The 16,240-nt window shown below is 70.6% G+C and carries 13 protein-coding genes; 3 read left to right on the top strand and 10 right to left on the bottom strand.

Features of this window, described 5'->3' with window-relative positions; genetic code table 11:
- Window positions 1–198: 198 nt before the first annotated feature.
- On the top strand, window positions 199–1,446 hold the full coding sequence (locus tag ABS78_RS07900) for a serine hydrolase domain-containing protein (RefSeq protein ID WP_293376801.1): 1,248 nt from the start codon (window positions 199–201) through the stop codon (window positions 1,444–1,446).
- Window positions 1,447–1,480: 34 nt separating this feature from the next.
- On the opposite strand, the gene ABS78_RS07895 is transcribed toward ABS78_RS07900, so the two are convergent.
- Window positions 1,481–2,098 carry a GDYXXLXY domain-containing protein gene (locus ABS78_RS07895; protein ID WP_293376799.1) on the bottom strand — a complete coding sequence of 206 codons (618 nt, stop codon included), beginning with the start codon at window positions 2,096–2,098 and terminating at the stop codon, window positions 1,481–1,483.
- Entirely contained in the window at window positions 2,095–3,156 is a 1,062-nt protein-coding gene (locus tag ABS78_RS07890; protein ID WP_293376797.1) for a DUF2157 domain-containing protein, read from the bottom strand. The genes ABS78_RS07895 and ABS78_RS07890 overlap by 4 nt, the downstream gene beginning before the upstream one ends.
- Before the next feature lie 174 nt (window positions 3,157–3,330).
- On the opposite strand from ABS78_RS07890, the gene ABS78_RS07885 reads away from it, so the two are divergent.
- On the top strand, window positions 3,331–4,194 hold the full coding sequence (locus ABS78_RS07885; protein ID WP_293376795.1) for an intradiol ring-cleavage dioxygenase: 864 nt from the start codon (window positions 3,331–3,333) through the stop codon (window positions 4,192–4,194).
- Here the strand turns inward: ABS78_RS07885 and ABS78_RS07880 are convergent.
- From ABS78_RS07880 to ABS78_RS07870, 3 genes are all read right to left on the bottom strand, one after another.
- The gene (locus ABS78_RS07880; RefSeq protein WP_293376793.1) at window positions 4,191–4,529 is read right to left on the bottom strand and encodes a hypothetical protein; all 339 of its coding nucleotides are present in this window, start codon (window positions 4,527–4,529) and stop codon (window positions 4,191–4,193) included. The genes ABS78_RS07885 and ABS78_RS07880 overlap by 4 nt on opposite strands.
- Window positions 4,529–4,900 carry a hypothetical protein gene (locus ABS78_RS07875; protein WP_293376791.1) on the bottom strand — a complete coding sequence of 124 codons (372 nt, stop codon included), beginning with the start codon at window positions 4,898–4,900 and terminating at the stop codon, window positions 4,529–4,531. The genes ABS78_RS07880 and ABS78_RS07875 overlap by 1 nt, the downstream gene beginning before the upstream one ends.
- 257 nt (window positions 4,901–5,157) lie before the next feature.
- The gene (locus ABS78_RS07870) at window positions 5,158–6,051 is read right to left on the bottom strand and encodes an SPOR domain-containing protein (protein WP_293376789.1); all 894 of its coding nucleotides are present in this window, start codon (window positions 6,049–6,051) and stop codon (window positions 5,158–5,160) included.
- A gap of 328 nt (window positions 6,052–6,379) precedes the next feature.
- On the opposite strand from ABS78_RS07870, the gene ABS78_RS07865 reads away from it, so the two are divergent.
- Window positions 6,380–7,471, top strand: a complete 1,092-nt coding sequence (locus ABS78_RS07865; protein ID WP_293376787.1) for a hypothetical protein — start codon at window positions 6,380–6,382, stop codon at window positions 7,469–7,471.
- Between the two features lie 34 nt (window positions 7,472–7,505).
- Here the strand turns inward: ABS78_RS07865 and ABS78_RS07860 are convergent, their stop codons facing one another.
- From ABS78_RS07860 to ABS78_RS23905, 5 genes are all read right to left on the bottom strand, one after another.
- Window positions 7,506–8,855: an HWE histidine kinase domain-containing protein gene (locus ABS78_RS07860; protein WP_293376785.1), complete on the bottom strand. Its 1,350-nt coding sequence runs from the start codon at window positions 8,853–8,855 to the stop codon at window positions 7,506–7,508.
- 306 nt (window positions 8,856–9,161) lie between these two features.
- Entirely contained in the window at window positions 9,162–12,647 is a 3,486-nt protein-coding gene (locus tag ABS78_RS07855) for a PAS domain S-box protein (protein ID WP_293376783.1), read from the bottom strand.
- A 138-nt stretch (window positions 12,648–12,785) separates the two neighbouring features.
- Window positions 12,786–14,402: a GMC family oxidoreductase gene (locus tag ABS78_RS07850; protein WP_293376781.1), complete on the bottom strand. Its 1,617-nt coding sequence runs from the start codon at window positions 14,400–14,402 to the stop codon at window positions 12,786–12,788.
- A gap of 52 nt (window positions 14,403–14,454) precedes the next feature.
- Entirely contained in the window at window positions 14,455–15,204 is a 750-nt protein-coding gene (locus ABS78_RS07845; RefSeq protein WP_293376779.1) for a hypothetical protein, read from the bottom strand.
- Window positions 15,205–15,319: 115 nt separating this feature from the next.
- Window positions 15,320–16,156, bottom strand: a complete 837-nt coding sequence (locus ABS78_RS23905) for a metalloregulator ArsR/SmtB family transcription factor (protein WP_363082872.1) — start codon at window positions 16,154–16,156, stop codon at window positions 15,320–15,322.
- Between the last annotated feature and the right edge of the window lie 84 nt (window positions 16,157–16,240).

Genomic DNA, 16,240 nt, shown 5'->3' with positions numbered 1-16,240 from the left:
AGCCTTTTCGCCGTCCGTCGCGGAACGACCCGTCTCGTTCCCGCGACAGGCAGCTTGCGCACGATGGTCCCCGGCGTTGACGGAAACGGCCGGCGTCCTGAAACATGCCCGCAAAACAGGCTGGCGAGTTTTCCGGCGCCGAGCCGCCATCTCGGACGAGAGCCTGCGCGCCGGGCCAAGGCTTTGGGGAGAGACGCCATGCGGATGCTTGATCGACGGGGATTGCTTCTGGGCGCTGTGGGCGGCGTCGGTCTGGCCGCTGCGCCGGCCTGGGCGAAGATCGGCCTGCAACCTCCGGCCTCGGCGGGCTTTTCGGCGAGCGGCGTGGCCGCCCTCAACACCGAGATGCGCGCCCTGGTCGACCAGCAGAAGCTGGCGGGCGTCGTCACTCTGCTCGCGCGCCGGGGTAAGGTGGTGAACCTGGACGCGTACGGACGCCTGGACGCTGGCGCGGACGCCCCGGTCGCAGCCGACTCGATCTTCCGCATCGCCTCCATGACCAAGCCCGTGACCGGCGTCGCCATGATGCAGCTCTGGGAGCAAGGCCGGTGGAAACTGGATGACCCCGTGGCCCGGCACATACCGGAATTCGCGGGCCTGAGGGTGAAGACGGCCGGCGGCGACCTCGTGGATCAGACCTCGCCCATGACCATGGCCCAGCTCATGAGCCATACGGCGGGCTTCGGCGTCAGCGCGGCCTACGCCTCTCAGAACCTGGCCGAGAGCGATCTGGACGGCATGATCGCCAAGCTGGCCGCCCTGCCACTGGCCAGCCAGCCCGGGACCGACTGGGCTTACGGGCCCGTCGTCAACATTCAGGGCTATCTCGTTGAGAAGATGTCCGGAATGGATCTTGCGGACTATTTCCAGAAGCACATCTTCGATCCGCTGAAGATGCCCGACACCCAGTTCTGGGTCGATCCTCGCCGCGCGGGCCGCGTGGCGCGCATACACACCTATGACGCCGGCAGGATCGCGCCCGCGCCCCAGAGCCCGATCCTGACCGCCAAGCCCCGCTTCCTCTCGGGATCGGGCGGCCTCTACTCCACGACCCCGGACTACTACCGCTTCTGCCAGGCGTTGCTGAACGGCGGCGACCTGGACGGCGCACGCATCCTGAAGCCCGACACCGTGAAGCTGATGCGCAAAAGCGTGCTTCGGCCGGGCGTGGGCGTCGATCTCTATGGCCCGGTCCAGAAGGGCGTCGGCTTCGGCATGGATGTCGCCGTCCACGAGGACCCGGCGATCAGCGGCCTGCCTCAGGGCAGGGACACCTATTGGTGGGGCGGCGCCTTCGGCACCTGGTTCTGGATCGACCCCACCCACGACATCGTCTTCGTGGGCATGATCCAGAACCTGAACGGCTCGATCCCCGGAGCCGGAACGCCGGCCGTCCGCGATATTTCGCCAAAGGCGGTCTATGCGGCTCTGACCGACCGGTCCTGATCGAATCCCTACCCGATCGGAGAGGCTTGGCGCGTCACCACCAGTCGAGGTCGTAACGCCGCCCCTCGACGATCAGGCCCTTGAGCCGCGCCTTGCCGCCGTCGTCGACCGAGAACACGGCGAAGGCGCGCGCCGCAGCCTCTTCACGGCCCTGAAGCCGGCGTTCCAGCACCTGGGCCTGCGCCTGATCGAGGTGGATGCGATCGACGCCCAGGTCGATCGACGCCAGGCGACTCACCGACTCTCGACGGACGGCCCCATCCGGAAGGACCGTCTCATCCATGGCGCTCATGCAGTTCAAGCTTCCGCGGACAACGACCTCGCCCATCGCCGCAGCCTCGGCCCGGCTGTCGGCGGCGCCGGACACCACATGCGCTTCGCCCTGGCGACGCAGCGCCACCCACCGCTTCGGCGCGACCGCGATCCGCTCCGAGCCGGGGGCGCAGGCCGCTCCGGTGGGATCGTCGCCGCGGATCTGGAAGCGAACATGGTGGCCGCTCAGGAGGCTGCGCGGATCGTAGCCCGTGATCGCCAACCGGATTTCCTCTCCGCCGGCCCGCGCGACACCCTCCCGGATCACGAGTCCGCACAGCATCGCCGCCAGGAGGATCGCCACGGCCAGGATACGCGCCGGAGGCGCCGGGAGCATCATGACGTCCGCCTCCGGCGCAACGCGAACGCCACCGCCAGCGCCACGAGCGAACCCAGGCCGAAGACCCCGGCGGCCAGCATCAGGTCCACGCCCAGGTCGTGCAAGAGACTGGCTCCCGCCGCGATCAGGCCGACGACACCGGCGGCGGTGACCGGCGCATGTCGGTCATGGCGGCCCAGGACGATGACCGCGACGGACAGCGCCATCCACGCGGCGCTGTGGCCCACCCCGGACAGGCCGTCGCCGAAGCGGGCCAGACCGAAACACGCCAGCCCGCCCCAGGCCAGCCAGCCGTAGAGGACGCCCGCAGGCGCCTGGCCGCGTGGCCGCAGGGCACGAGCGACGGCCGCCCCCGCCCCGAGGACGGCGGCGGCGGACAGAAAGACGACCTCCGTCCGGCCGGCGACGAATCCCTGCAAGGTGAAGACGGCCACGAACGCGCCGATCCCGGCGGCGTGAGCCAGCGCGGACGACCGGCCCGCCAGGGCGGTCGCCGCGGCCAGCGGGGCCGCCACGACGAGCCATCCCGGCCAGATCTGGCCGTCGTCCCCGCGGCCCGACCCGCTCAGGTCTCCCAGTCCGGTAAACACCAGGGCCACCACCCCGACCCAGGGAGCACCGCCGGCCAGCGCCAGCAGCGCGGCCGCCAAGCCCGCGCCCCGCAAGGCGGCCTTCGCGTCCCCGGCGATGTCGAAGATCTGGCCCGTCAGCCCGATCGCGGCTGCGAAGACCATCGCCGCCACGCAGAGCAACACCTGCGACAGCACCGGCCGTCCCCGGCCGGACGCCCACGCCGCACCGCCCGCGGCGCCCAGAAACGCCGCCAGAACCAGCGTGAAACGCGCCAGCCGGGGAATCTCGGACCAGTTGGCGGCCACGAAGGCGATCACCGCCGCCCCGGCCAGCAGCCCGCCCACGATCGCCAAGGCGGTCGCCGCATCCAGCCGCCGCGGCTCGGCGACGCTCTCCAGAATCGCGGCGCGATTCTCGGCCGGCACCAGTCGCGCGGCGATCCACCGGTCCAGATCGCGCGCCAGCCTTTCGCGATAGTCGGCCATGACGCCTCCTCCGGCGAACAGTCTGACGGGCGCGCACCGCCGCCGCAACGGCCGCCGCCGCGTCCCCGTCGCTCGTGACAACGTGAAATGCGTCGGCAATGCGCGGGACATTCGCCAGTCCCAACCGCGCCCGCATCGTCCGGCTCCCGACACACGCCGAAGGACGCCACACACATGCGCCATATGGACGACCACGACCGGGGTCTGCCATTCGATCTCGCCGTCCTGGGCCGACGCCGGATGCTGGTCCTCCTGGCGGCCGGAGGCGGAGGCCTGCTGCTCCAGGGCTGTGGCGGCTCGGGATCCGAAGGCGCAAACTCCACCTCGACCACGACGACGACGACCGGCGGAACCGGCGCGGGAACCACCGGAACGGCGTCGGCCGCCTGCTCCACCACCCCCACCGAGACGAACGGCCCCTACCCCGCCGATGGCTCCAACCTGGCGAACGGGGTGCTGTCCAACATCGTGACCACGAGCGGCGTCGTTCGCAGCGACATCCGCTCAAGCATCGCAGGCCAATCTGGAACCGCGCCGGGCGTGCCGCTGACCCTCACGATCAATCTGACGAACGTGAACGCCGGCTGCGCCGCTCTCGCCGAGTACGCCATCTATATCTGGCAGGCCGACGCCGACGGTCGCTACTCGATCTACGACCTGCCCCAGCAGAACTACCTGCGTGGGGTCCAGGCCACGAACGCCGCCGGCCAGGCGACCTTCACCACCATCGTCCCCGGCTGCTACGAGGGTCGTTACCCCCACATCCATTTCGAGGTCTATCGCAGCCTGGCCACCGCGACGGCCTATGCGAACCGCCTGCTGGTGTCCCAGTTCGCGCTGCCCGCCGACGTCTGCAACGCGGTCTACGCCACCAGCGGCTATCCCACGAGCGCCGCGCGGTTCGCCCGCACGAGCCTGTCGAGCGACGGAATCTTCGGAGACAACACCGCCGCCCAGAACGCGGCCATGACGCCGACGCTCAGCGGCTCGGTCGGCGTCGGCTACACCGGCTCGGTCACCGTGGGCCTCGCCCTCTAGCGACAGTTCTGGACGACGCGCTCCAGGTCCTCCAGCCGCTTCTGGCGCAGCAGGCGACCCGCGGCCATCAACTGGTAGCGGTCGGCCGCGCCGGCCGCCGCCCGCAGCGCTGCATCGGTGTCGGGGTAGCGGGGCGCCGGCGGCAGGTTCCGCGGCACACAGCTCCTGGCCGCCGCCGGCGGCGGCGGCGGACGCGGCGGGGGCGGGACGGGCAGGACGACCGGAGGCGCCTCGACAATGGGCGACGGCGCAGGCTCGGCGCGCTTCAAGTTCTGGCACCCGGCGGCGGCCAGCAGCACGCCGGACAGGAGGGCGATACGGACGGGTTCGCGCATCACTTCTTCAGGTTCGACAACACGGCGCGGTCGGCGCTTTCCATGCGCGCGCAGGCGTCGATCCCTTCGGGCTGTTGCGCCAGGAGGCGCCGCGCCTCGTCGGCGACGGTGGTTCCGCGCGCGGCGAACTCGGCCTCGAGCGCGTCCCGCGCGACCTGCTTGGCGTGACAGGCCGCAAGTTCGCTCCGCAGGCCCGCCTCGGCCCGGTCGGCCGCGCGGGTGAGTTCGGCGATGCGCTGACGATAGCCCGCCCGCTCCGACTGCCATGCCCCGGACGAGATCCCGAGCGCCGTGGCGAGCGCCACCGCCAGGGCGATGGAGATCGAACTCGTGATCGGGCTCACCAGAACCTGCTTCAGCCCCGCCGACATGGCTCCTCCAGGGTCCCATCGACCCGATGGCGCCCATGAATGGCGCCGCTGTGACCATTTCGAGGCCCGGCCGTCGGTCCGGCCTCGACCGCTACGGTTCAGATTTGCGCCACTCGCCTTTCGCGCGCATCGTAATTCAACTCACCAGGGAAAGTCGACGCTGCGGTCACCAGGCGCGAGGGATCGCTGCTCCAGGGTGGAACGCCCTGAACGAGACAGCCCGCGATATGGAAAATCCGTCAGCCGTTCGCGACGGCTCAGCGCGCGGGGCGCACGAAGCAGTCGCGGCCCGCCGCCTTCAGGCCGCCGCAGAAGGCGCCGGCCTCTTCCGCATCGCCGAAACCTGCCACCACGGCTCGACGCCAGGTGCGCCCTCCGACCACGGCGCTTTCGATGCGGGTCTCCCGGCCGCCCGCACGGTCACGGACGGCGTCCAGCAGGCCCCGCGCCTCGGCTTCGGACGGCGAGGCGCCCACCTGCACGACATACCCACCCGCGCGGACCTGGCGGGGCGGAGGGGATGCGTGTTGGATTGACGGAACGACGGCCGGGTCTGTGGCGACCGGCTCCCTGGCGACAGGTTGCCTGGCCGCCGGCGCGGGAGCGGACGGCGCCGGCGAAGGCTCGTCGGGACGGGCGACGCTGACGGCGGAGGTCTGGAACGGGCCCTTGAAGCTCGGGTCGCAGGCGGCCCGCCATGCGCTCTCCAGCGCCGTCCCCGGTTCGGGGACCCGCCACTCCGTCTCGGCGACCCGAAGGAGCAGGCGCTCGCCCAGGAGGTTTCGCTGCGGATAGCCCGTCGTCTCGCCCAGCCGCAGTCGGCGGCCCTGGCAATCGGCCTGCAGCGACACGTGCCACGACAGCGCGCCCGTCCGCATATGGGTTTCCGCCGAGAGCGCCTCGGCCCGGATGACGACGCGCGGCCCCTGCCCGCCTCCCGCCGGAAACGTCGAGACGACCGAAGTGATGGCCTGGGGCGTCACCGCCAACACCCGTTCGGGCATGATGTCGGTCTCGCGCTGCAGCCAGCGCAGCAGGGGTTCGCGACTGAGCGTCTCGGGAAAGGCCGGCGCATCCTGTCCGGACGCCACACCCCCGGCGGCCAGGCCCCAAGCGGCTGCAACCACCGCCAATCCCGCACGGACCGTCATGCACACCCCCGACAAAGCCGCCGGCAAACTGTTCGCGATGCCGCCGAAGCGCAAGGGGCTGGAGACGTGAATTCCCCATCTGCGCGACCCGGCGTCCAGGATGGCTGGAAATCGCGCGCGCCCTGCCGGAACCCCCATAATGGGTAGAGAACACGCCCCCAGGCGGCCGGCGCGGAGGCGGAGATTTCGAATCCCCGGCCTCCTGGCAACATTTCGGTAGCGCGGACTTGAGAATTTTGCGCACGGACGCCGCAGCCCGCCGAGGTTGGCGGCGCCGTCTTTCAAGGTGCGTGACGTGGGCAGGGGATCCGACAGGACATTTCGCAGCTTGCGCGGTCTGGAAAAGACCGCCTCGACCAGCCGTGTCTTGAATCTGGCCGCCCTCGCGGCGCGCAACGACGGCAATCCCGAGCACGAGAAGAACCCCTTCTTCATCGGCCAGAGTCTCAACGGCGCGGTGATCGTCCGCCATCGCCTGCGCGAGCAGGAGCGCGAGGCCTTCGACCGCCTCCGCTTCTCGGCCACCAAGCTCATCATCCCCTTCGAACGCTCGGACCTGGGCCTGGGCGGCCGGTCGCTGTTCGTGGGTGAGGTCGGCTGGCTCGATATCTTCGAGGAACTGCGCGGCGACTTCCCCGATTTCGCCCGCGACGTGGCGGTGCTGGAGGCGGTGGACGAACTGCCGTCGCTCGATCCCTTCCTCCTGCGTGAACACCTGAAGCGCCGCGGCTTCGACATCAGCACCACCTACTTCGAGATCTCGGCGCCCGATCTCGCGCGGATGCAGCGCTTCGTGGGCTCCGAGATCGCAAAGCTGATCGAGCTGGCCTACCGCGACAGCGACGGCCAGGAAGGCAACATCACGCGCCTCGTGGAGGCCCTGCTGTCGGCCCGAACCGACGATCGCCTCGAACCGCTGCGCCTGACGTTGCGCCTGGAGAAGGAGCACTACAAGGAAGGCATCTTCGCCTGGAAGGGCTTCCTCTACTACAAGTGGGTGCTGAACACCCTGTGGGCCAATCTCCGGGACGTGTTCGCCGAACTCGGCAAGGTCCGGGTGATCGGCCCCATCGACTCCGAGACGGCCGTCGAGCTCGAACAGCTCAAGCAGCGCCTGCGGCAGAAGATGGAGCGGCAGGTGAAGTCGGTCATGAACCACCTCAACACCTACGACGAAGTGTTCGGCCAGCTCACCCAGGATGGAAACGCCCTGGCCTTCCGCGACTTCCTGCTGAAGTCGCCCGACATGTTTCTGTCGCTGGGCGAAGGCTGCGGCCTCGTCAGCCACATCGCCACCTACTGGCGCTATCAGTTTCCGCGCGGGCGGCCGCTGGCGGCCAACATCATCCAGCTCATGGACACCTTGCAGGACTTCGAGCTGAGTCTCGGCTCCGACACATCGGAGGCCGCTGCGGCCTGACGATCCTCGCCCTGCGCATCCGGCCGCGGACGTCTCAGACTACGGGAGACGTCTCGCCCAGGTCCGCCTCCACCGTGCAGACGAGGCCTTCGGGCAGGAATTCCAGATTGACCCGACCGCCCAGGTCGGCCGCCAACCCCTGCTCGAGCAGCCGCGTCCCGAACCCCCGGCGCACCGGAGCCCGCACGGGGGGACCGCCCGTCTCGCGCCAGGTCAGGCGCAGGACGCCGCCGCCCGCGGCCCAGGTGATCCGCACCCGCCCTTCCCGATCCGACAGCGCGCCATGCTTCACGGCGTTTGTCGCGAGTTCGTGCATGGCCAGGCCGAGGGCCACAGCCGTCTTCGGCTCCAGGTCGAGGGCGGGGCCCGACAGGATGAGCCGGCCATCCCCGGCGTGATGCGGCGCTGTGGCCTCCTCGATGATATGGGTGATCGTCCCCGCCTCCCAACTCTGACGCGTCAGTACGTTGTGAGCGGCGGAGAGCGCCGCCAGCCGCCCCTCGAAGGCGTCGCGCACCTCGACCGGGACGCCGCCCATGCGAAGGGACTGCCAGGCGATCCCCTGAACGATGGCCAGCGTGTTCTTCACCCGGTGGTTCAGTTCGTTGATGAGCAGTCGCTGATGCGCTTCGGCCACCTTGCGGTCGGTGATGTCGACGTGGGTCCCCACCATGCGGACGGGGCTCCCGTCGTCGCCCAGGACGAACTGGGCCGCGCCCCCGAGCCAGCGGATCGCCCCATCGGCGCGGAGGATGCGGAATTCGAACGTGACCTGCCGATCGCCTGCGGCCAGGGCCGCTTCGATCTCGGCCTCGATCCGCGCCAGGTCCTCGGGCGCGAGCCGGCGGCGAAAGTCCTCGGCGCGGCCTTCGAAGCCGCCACGGGGGAGGCCGAAGATATCCTCCATCTCCGGGCTCCAGACCATCGACCCGCTCTGAATGTGCCAGTCGAAGATGCCGATCCGGTTGGCCCCCACGGCCAGACTGAGCCGCCGCTCGCTGCGACGCAGCTCGCGCTCGGCTCGGGCGCGCTCGGTCACGTCGTTGATGGAGACGCCTACGCCTTCGTCCCCGATCGGAGCGATCCGCACCTCCAGGCTGCGTCCTGCCTGAAGGATGGAGCGCGCGTTCAGCGTGCGCGGCTGGCCGTCGCTCATGGCGTCGCGGATCATCTGCGCGAAGGCCGGTCCCTGCTCCACGGGATAGAGGTTCCAGAGGACCTGCCCCAGGATCTGGTCCCTGGGACGGCCGAAGAACTCCTCGGCGCGTCGGTTGAACAGGATGATGCGGAACGACCGGTCCAGCGCGTAGAAGACGTCGCTCACGCTGTCGAGCACGGCGATCAGCCGCTCATCGGGATCGAACGTCGGAGCAGACTTCGTCAAATCGCCGGACCTGCACAGCCGAGGCCATCCCGGCGATCAAGCCACAAGCACACGGGACCGTCATCCGCGAACATGCCGCCGCCGCTTGTGAAACGCCCTGCTGGCCGGCCATAGCCCTTCGGGCTTGCATCGTACGGGAGACCTTCGCCATCGGCGGCGGGGCCGACGGTGTCGCGGCCGCGACCCAGGGCTTCGGGTCACGTCTGCTGAGACGTCTCGGCGCAGAGCTGGGGGCCGCCGCCGAGGTCGAGTACGATGCGGCCGGGCTCGTCTGCCGCCTGCGGGCGCCGGTGGCCTGAGCCGCCGTCAGCCCGCCGCCCGGGCGCCGACTCCGGAATCCCGGGACTGCAACGAAGCTTCGGCGATGGCGGCGTACATCTCCATCGGCTGGATCGGCTTGCGCACCAGGCCGTCGAAGCCCTCCAGGTCGCCGTCCGTCCGGACATCCGCATCGGCGGTGAACGCCAGAACCGGCGTCCATTGGTTCGGACCGACAGCCGCCCGCAGGCGCGCCAGCGCGCCTCGGCCGTCCAGCCCCGGCATGCGCAGATCCATCAGCACCACGTCGACGGGAAGCAAGGCGAGTCGGGCGACCGCCTCGGCGCCGTCCTGGGCCTCGTCCACGACCGCGCCGGCGGCCTCCAGGATGCGACGCCCCAGTTCGCGGTTCGTCGCGTTGTCGTCGACCACGAACACGCGCAGCCCCTCGACGGACAGCACCCGCGCCTCGTCGTCTCCGGCCTCGTGGTCGCCCGCCGGGGGCGCCGGCAGAGTCAACCGGAAGGTCGCTCCCCGGCCGGGCGCGCTTTCCACGGCGATCTCGCCGCCCATGGCCTCTGCGATGCCACGGCAGATCGCCAGGCCCAGCCCCGTGCCGCCGTGCCGCCGGGTCATCGAACCGTCGATCTGCGTGAACCGCTGGAACAGCACCGCCTGGGCCCCGACGTCCAGGCCCGGGCCCGTATCCGAGACGGCGACCGACACCACACCCGGACGGAGCATGCCGACCGACACCGTCACCCCGCCGGTCTCGGTGAACTTCACCGCGTTGCCCACGAGGTTGATGAGCGTCTGGCGCAGGCGGTCGCCGTCCAGCATGACCGCGTGAGGCAGGTCCGGCGTCGCCTCGAAGGCGAGCGTGAGCCCCTTCGCGTCAGCCTGTCCCGAGAAGAGCATCAGGCTTTCCCGGCAGACAGCGGCGAGGTCGGTCGACGCAGGCCGGATCTCGAACTTCCCGGCCTCCAGCTTCGAGAAGTCGAGGATGTCGTTGACGATCGCCAGCAGTCCCTTGCCGGCCGCGGCGATCCGGTCGACGTGGCCGGCGGCGGCCGGAGGCAGGTCCGCCATGCCGTCCAGCAGACCGGTGAAGCCCAGGACCGCCGTCAGCGGCGTGCGGATTTCGTGGCTCATGTTGGCCAGGAACTGCGACTTGGCCGCCGCGGCGGCCTCGGCCGCCGCGCGGGCGGCGGCCAATTCCTGCTCCTGCTTCACCTGCTGGGTGACGTTGCGGACCACGTCGAGGAAACCCGCCGCGGCGCCCGTTTCCGGATGGCGGAGCATGGTGGGTTGCGACTCCACCCAGATCCATTCGCCGGTCGACTTGTGCTGCGCGCGCCAGCGCATGCGCGTCGAGGTCGCGCCCGCCGGCAGGTCCTTGAGCTCACCCCACACCCGGGGGAGGTCGTCCGGATGCATCTGCTTCGCGAACGCCGTCCCGACCAGTTCCTCGGGGGTGTATCCCAGGCTGGCGATCGAGGGGCTGATGAACGAGATCCGGCCCGTGGGTTCGGCCATCACGATGATGTCCGAGGTGTTGTGGCTGATCAGGCGGTATCTCGCCTCGCTCTCCTGCAACGCCCGGGCGGCGGCCTGGGCCTCGGCATGGGCCCGCGCCAGCGCCTCCTCCTGCTCGACCTGATGCTGGACGTTGCGGATGACGTCGAGAAACCCGGTCGGCTCGTTCGTGCGTGGGTCGCGGACCAGGCTGGGATTGGATTCCAGCCACATCCAGCCATCGCCCCGCACGTTGCGGCCGCGCCATCGCACCTGCTGGATGTCCTCGTCCGACAGCAGCCTGAGGAAGGCCTTCGACAGGACGTCGACGTCGTCGGGATGCACGTTGTCGCGGAAACTGCGCCCCTGCACCTCGCCCAGTTGACGGCCTGCGGCGCGCACCGACGGGCTGGCGTAGGTGGCCACCCCGTTCAGGTCGGACATCACGATCATGTCCGAGGTGTTCTCGGCGATCAGGCGGTAGAGTTCCTCGCTGCGGCTCAGCGCCGCCTGGGCCGCATGGCGTTCCGTCAGGTCCTCCACCTCGGCCAGGAAGTACTTCGGCCGACCGTCGGCGTGACGGGCCAGGGACACGGTCTGGCGTACCCAGACATATCCTCCGTCGCTCCGGCGGAACCGCCGCTCGGACTCGTAGCTGGAGATTCTGCCCCGTCGAAGCGCCTCGATCTTCGGCCCGTCCATGCCCGCCTCATCGGGATGGACCATGTCGGCGAACGCGGCGCCGATCAGCTCTTCGCGTCCGAAACCCGTCAGCCGGCAGGCCGCCTCGTTCGCCCACAACAGCCGCCCATCCAGCCCCACCATGCTCTTGGCGATGGCGGCGTGCTCGAACGCCGCCTTGAACAGGGCCTCCTGCTCGAGCCGCTCGGTCACGTCGCGCAGGGTTGTGACGAAACCCTCCGGCGCGCCGCTGGCGTCACGGAGCGGGCGCGCGTTGCCCTCCATGCAGACCCAGTCGCCGCCGCCGGTGCGGAACCGGAGCTGCCTGAGGTGGTTGGGCGAGGGCTGGCCCCCGAGCGCCGCCGCCAGGTTGGCCCGCGCCTGCTCCAGGTCGTCGGGATGGATGAGGTCGCGGATCGACCGGCCTTCGAGCGCCTCGGGCGCATAGCCGTAGGCCCGCACCGCCGGCGACACGTACCGGATCTCGCCGGTCAGCGAGAGCTGGACCGTGATGTCCTCGCTGTTCTCCGCCAACAGCCGGTAGCGCGCCTCGCTGTCCCGCAGCGCCTGCTGGGCCTCATGCCGCTCGGTCAGGTCCTCGACCTGGGCCACATAGTGCCGCGGCGTCCCGTCGTCGCCGCGCACGATCGACACCGTCAGGTGACCCCAGACCGCGGCGCCGCCCTTGCGGACGTAGCGCTTTTCCATGCGGTAGCTGTCGATCGCCCCCGCGGTCAGCGCCGCGAGCTGTTCCAGGTCCGCGTCCAGATCGGCGGGATGGGTCAGGCTCTGGAAGTCGAGCGCCAGGGTTTCCGCCTCGGTGTAGCCCACGATCCGGCAGAAGGCCTCGTTCACCCGCAGGAAGCCGCCGTCCAGGCCCACCAGCGCCTTCCCGATCGCGGCATAGCGGAAGGCCGCCTCGAACTGGCGCGCCTCCTCCGATGCGGCCTCGGCCTGGGCCACGCGTGCGGTGACGTCCCGGAAGATATTGATGATCTCGACGACCTCGCCGTCGTCGTCGAACACCACATGCGGCGCGCCCTCGGCCCAGGCCCAGCGACCGTCGCCGGCGCGGAAGCGGTGCAGGCGGCTGGCCGCCGGGTCCTTCACCCCGGCCAGAAGCGCTTCGGAGTTGGCCGCAAGGACAGGCAGGTCGTCCGGGTGCGCGAACGCCAGGTACGTCTTGCCGATCATGTCGGCGGGCTCATAGCCATACCGCCGGATCGAGGGCGACACATAGGTGAGGACGCCCGCGCGGTTCGTCCGCACGATCACGTCGCTCGCGTGCTCCGCGATGAAGGCGAGCGCCTCCGCATCGGCGTCTTGGCGGTCCACCATGTCTCCCTGCGCGCTCCCGGCGCGGCGCAGCCTAGGCGTGCAACCGGTTTCGACACCGTGAACGCCGGGGGCATGGGGACGGCGCGCGCGCCGCGACGTCTCGCCGCAGGCCCGGATCGGGCCCTAATCCAGCCCGGATCAGGCGGCGCGGAAGGCGGTCGCTCGACCTTCGATCCGGTCGGCCGTCCTCAGGGCGAGCGCCGCGATCGTCAGGGTGGGGTTGGCCCAGCCCGAGGTGGGGAACACCGAACTGCCCACCACGAAGAGGTTTTCGACACCGTGCACCTGACCGTGCGGGTCCACCACGCCCGAGCGCGGGTCGGCGGACATGCGGGTCGTGCCCATATGGTGATATCCGCCGATAGGGTGGGCGCTGATCAACGGATCGGTCCGCCAGCCGCCGGCCGGATCCGCCAGCCAGTCCGGCACGTCGATCCGTCCCAGGCCCAGGCGGCGCAGCTCGGCGTCAAGCGTCTCCACCAGAACGGCCACGCTGCGCACGTCCAGTTCGGTCATCCGCCAGTCCAGGGCCACGCGCGGCACACCCAGCGGGTCGGTGCGGTCGGTCAGCAGCACGCGGCTCTCGGGATTGGGCGCCTGCTCGGCGCGGACCACCAGGGCCACGTCGCGCAGGCCCAGCTGGTGCAGAAGCCACGGCCGCGCCGGATCGATTCGCTGTTGCGCCCAGCGCGCGGCGGTCTTCGTCACCATCCACATCGCGCGGCCGCCCCGCGTGGGCGCGACGTTGTGCTTGATACGGTTGTAGGTCGCCATGCCCCAGGCTTCGGCCGAACCCGCCGGTTGTCGCGCGGCGATGGTCAGAGAGCTGTTGAGAATCCCCTTCTCGGCCTGGAGGGCGGCGCTGGGTTTGATGAGCCCCGCCACTTCCTGCACGCCCAGGCGATGGGTGCGGCCGAAGGCCCTCAGCAGGCTCCACACGCCGCGTCCCAGGACGCGGCCGCCGCGCGCATGCGGATGCTCCATGAAGTAGCGCCCGACCTGGTCGTGGCCGTTGCCGATCCCCGCCTCCGCCACCGACCTGGAGGCCAGCAGCAGCCGCGGATTCTCCATGCCGCCGGCCGCCAGGACATAGGCGCGTGCGCGCACCGTCAGCCGGCGCCCCGACAGCGAGGCGACCTTCAGCCCGGCCACCTGCCGGCCACCGCCATCGAGTTCGATCTCGGTCACCGTCGCGTGGGTCACGATCCGGCACCTTGGATGCGCGATCAGGTCGCGGCACTCGGCGAAGACGAAGCGGTTGAACTTCCGGTCGAAGCTCCAGACGCCCAGTTCCAGTCGCGAAGGGTCCAGTGCGGGCGGCGCGGCGCCGGCGGCCAACAGATCGGCGGCCGCGGCGGCCTCTTCCGCCACGCCGAACATCCGACGCGCGGGGCGATAGTAGGATTCCAGGTCGCGCCAGGCGATCGGCCAGCCCGTATGAGGAGCCCAGTCCCGACGCTCCAGATCGATGGGGTCCAACTCGGCGACGCGACCGCCCCAGATGGCCGTCGTACCGCCGAAGAACCTCAGGCGCGCGTCCTCGAGGTCGTAATAGGTCTCACCGATGTTCTCGCCGGCGTTCAGCGCCGCCGTCGCCGGCTCGTAGTCCAGCCCCCCGCTCTCCAACAGCACGACCGACCAGCCCAGTTCCAGCAGTCGGCGCGCCGTGGTGATTCCGGCGACCCCGCCGCCGACGACGCAGGCTTCGGCGGTCAGTTCGGCCGCGCTCTCGCCAGCATGAAGATCCAGGTGCATGCGCCTTAGCTAGGCGGCCCCGAGGCCGGGGCCAACCCCGCCCCGCCGCCCGTCAGCCCGATCGGGCCAGGGTGCGCGCTTCCTGCAACAGGTCCACGCCCGGCGAGTCGGCCAGGAGCACATAGGCCGACGCTCCCCGTTCCCAGTAGGCCACGGCGTCGCGCCCATTGCGGGCGAGCACGGGCGACGCCGAGACCGACGCGTTGGCCTTGACCACAAAGAGATGCAGGCGCCCCCCGAGCGCTGTCGTGACGATCACGTTCAGCGCCGGTCCGTCGTCGGAGGGGTAGATCTGGGCGTCCACCACCCGCCAACCCTCCGGCAGCCGTGGAATCCGCACCTTGAGCGCGCGCTCCACCTCGGCAGCGTCCAACACCGGCGTATCGGTCTGCGACACCATCACGGCGCGGACGCGAGCGGCCAGCCGCGATTCCAGCGCGTCCTCCACATAGCGCGGCGCGGCGTCTCCATCGGCTTCTCGCCAGTGCGCCGTCACCGGGGGCTGGGCCGCGGCGTGCCAGCCCACTGCGGCCGACATCACACAGGCGGCGACCCCCGCCGCGGCCACACGGCCCCACGACGGCCGCAGAAGCCCCGCTTGAAACCCTCCCTGGCGACGGCCGCGCCTGTGCCTCTCGGTCATCACCCGGGCGGCGAGATCGGGGTTGCAGGCCAGGAAGCCCTCGACCTCCAGCCGCCGTCCGGCCCCCAGGCGGTCGGCGACATAGGCCTCCAGATCCTGGTCCGAGATGTTCACCCGACCCTTCGGTCGTGCGTCGTCGTTTGCGGGCGTCGTCGACATCCGGCTTGTCTCCGTCCCTGTCCCCGGAACTATGGCGAGGGCTTTCCGTCGGTCTGTCCAGAAGAATCCGACACGCCCCCCTGGGACAGGCCGTCGCGCCGGGCGGGGAGGCGCCTCAGGTCTCACCGTCGGCGATCTCGGTTCCGCGACCGATCTCGTACGTCCGGGCGTGCAACGCCAGGCGGTCCAGCTTGTCCATCGGCAGAGCGAGCAACAACTCGATCCGGTTTCGCAGACGTCGGGCGGCTTCGCGGAATGCGGCCGCCATCTCGACCGGCGTCCCCGTCGCCGCGGCCGGATCGGGAATATCCCATTGGGCCGTGATCGGCTGGCCGGGCCACACCGGCCTGGGAGCCCGGACGGCCTCGGCGCAGACGGTGATGGCGAAGGCGACGGGCGGCGCATCGGGACCGGTCAGGCTCGCCAGCGGGACGGCGGCCACCTCATTTTCCTCCACGCCCAGCGCCCGGAGCAGCGGCTTGACGTGCGGATCCGCCGGCGTCTGATCGGCGAGCGTCGCGGCCCGCGCGTGGAAGCGACCGTCGGACAGGGTGTTCATCAGGGCCGCCGCCAGCATCGCCCGCGCCGGGTCGCCGGCGCAGACGAACACGGTCTCGATCGCCCGTTGAACGGCGGCTTGGGACGGCGCGGGAGGCGGCAGCGCGGCGCAGATCTCGGGGCGCCCGCCGCAGCAGTCGTCCACCAGGTATTCGAGCAGCCGCCGCGCCTCTCCGTAGACGGCGGCGTAGATGACCGAGCGCCCCTCCCGCCGGGACGTCACGAGCCCCGCGGCGACCAGGATTCCCAGATTGCTCGACAGGGTGTTCGCCAGCATGCCGGCGGCGCGCGCGATCTCGCCCGCGGGCATACCCCCGGGGCCCGCCCGCACCAGCAGGCGGAAGACCGCCATCCGCCCCTCGTGCGCCAGCGCCGACAGCGCCGCGATCGCCACCCGCGTTTCCACGCTTCCGGAGTAGCCGAAGTTTGCGACGGTGAGACGACGGCGCGCCGTCTCCGGCCTGGCGCTTCAGCCCGG

The organism is Phenylobacterium sp. SCN 70-31 (assembly GCF_001724605.1).
In the GTDB taxonomy this organism is placed as follows: domain Bacteria; phylum Pseudomonadota; class Alphaproteobacteria; order Caulobacterales; family Caulobacteraceae; genus Phenylobacterium.
This window is presented reverse-complemented; position numbering and strand designations above follow the sequence as displayed.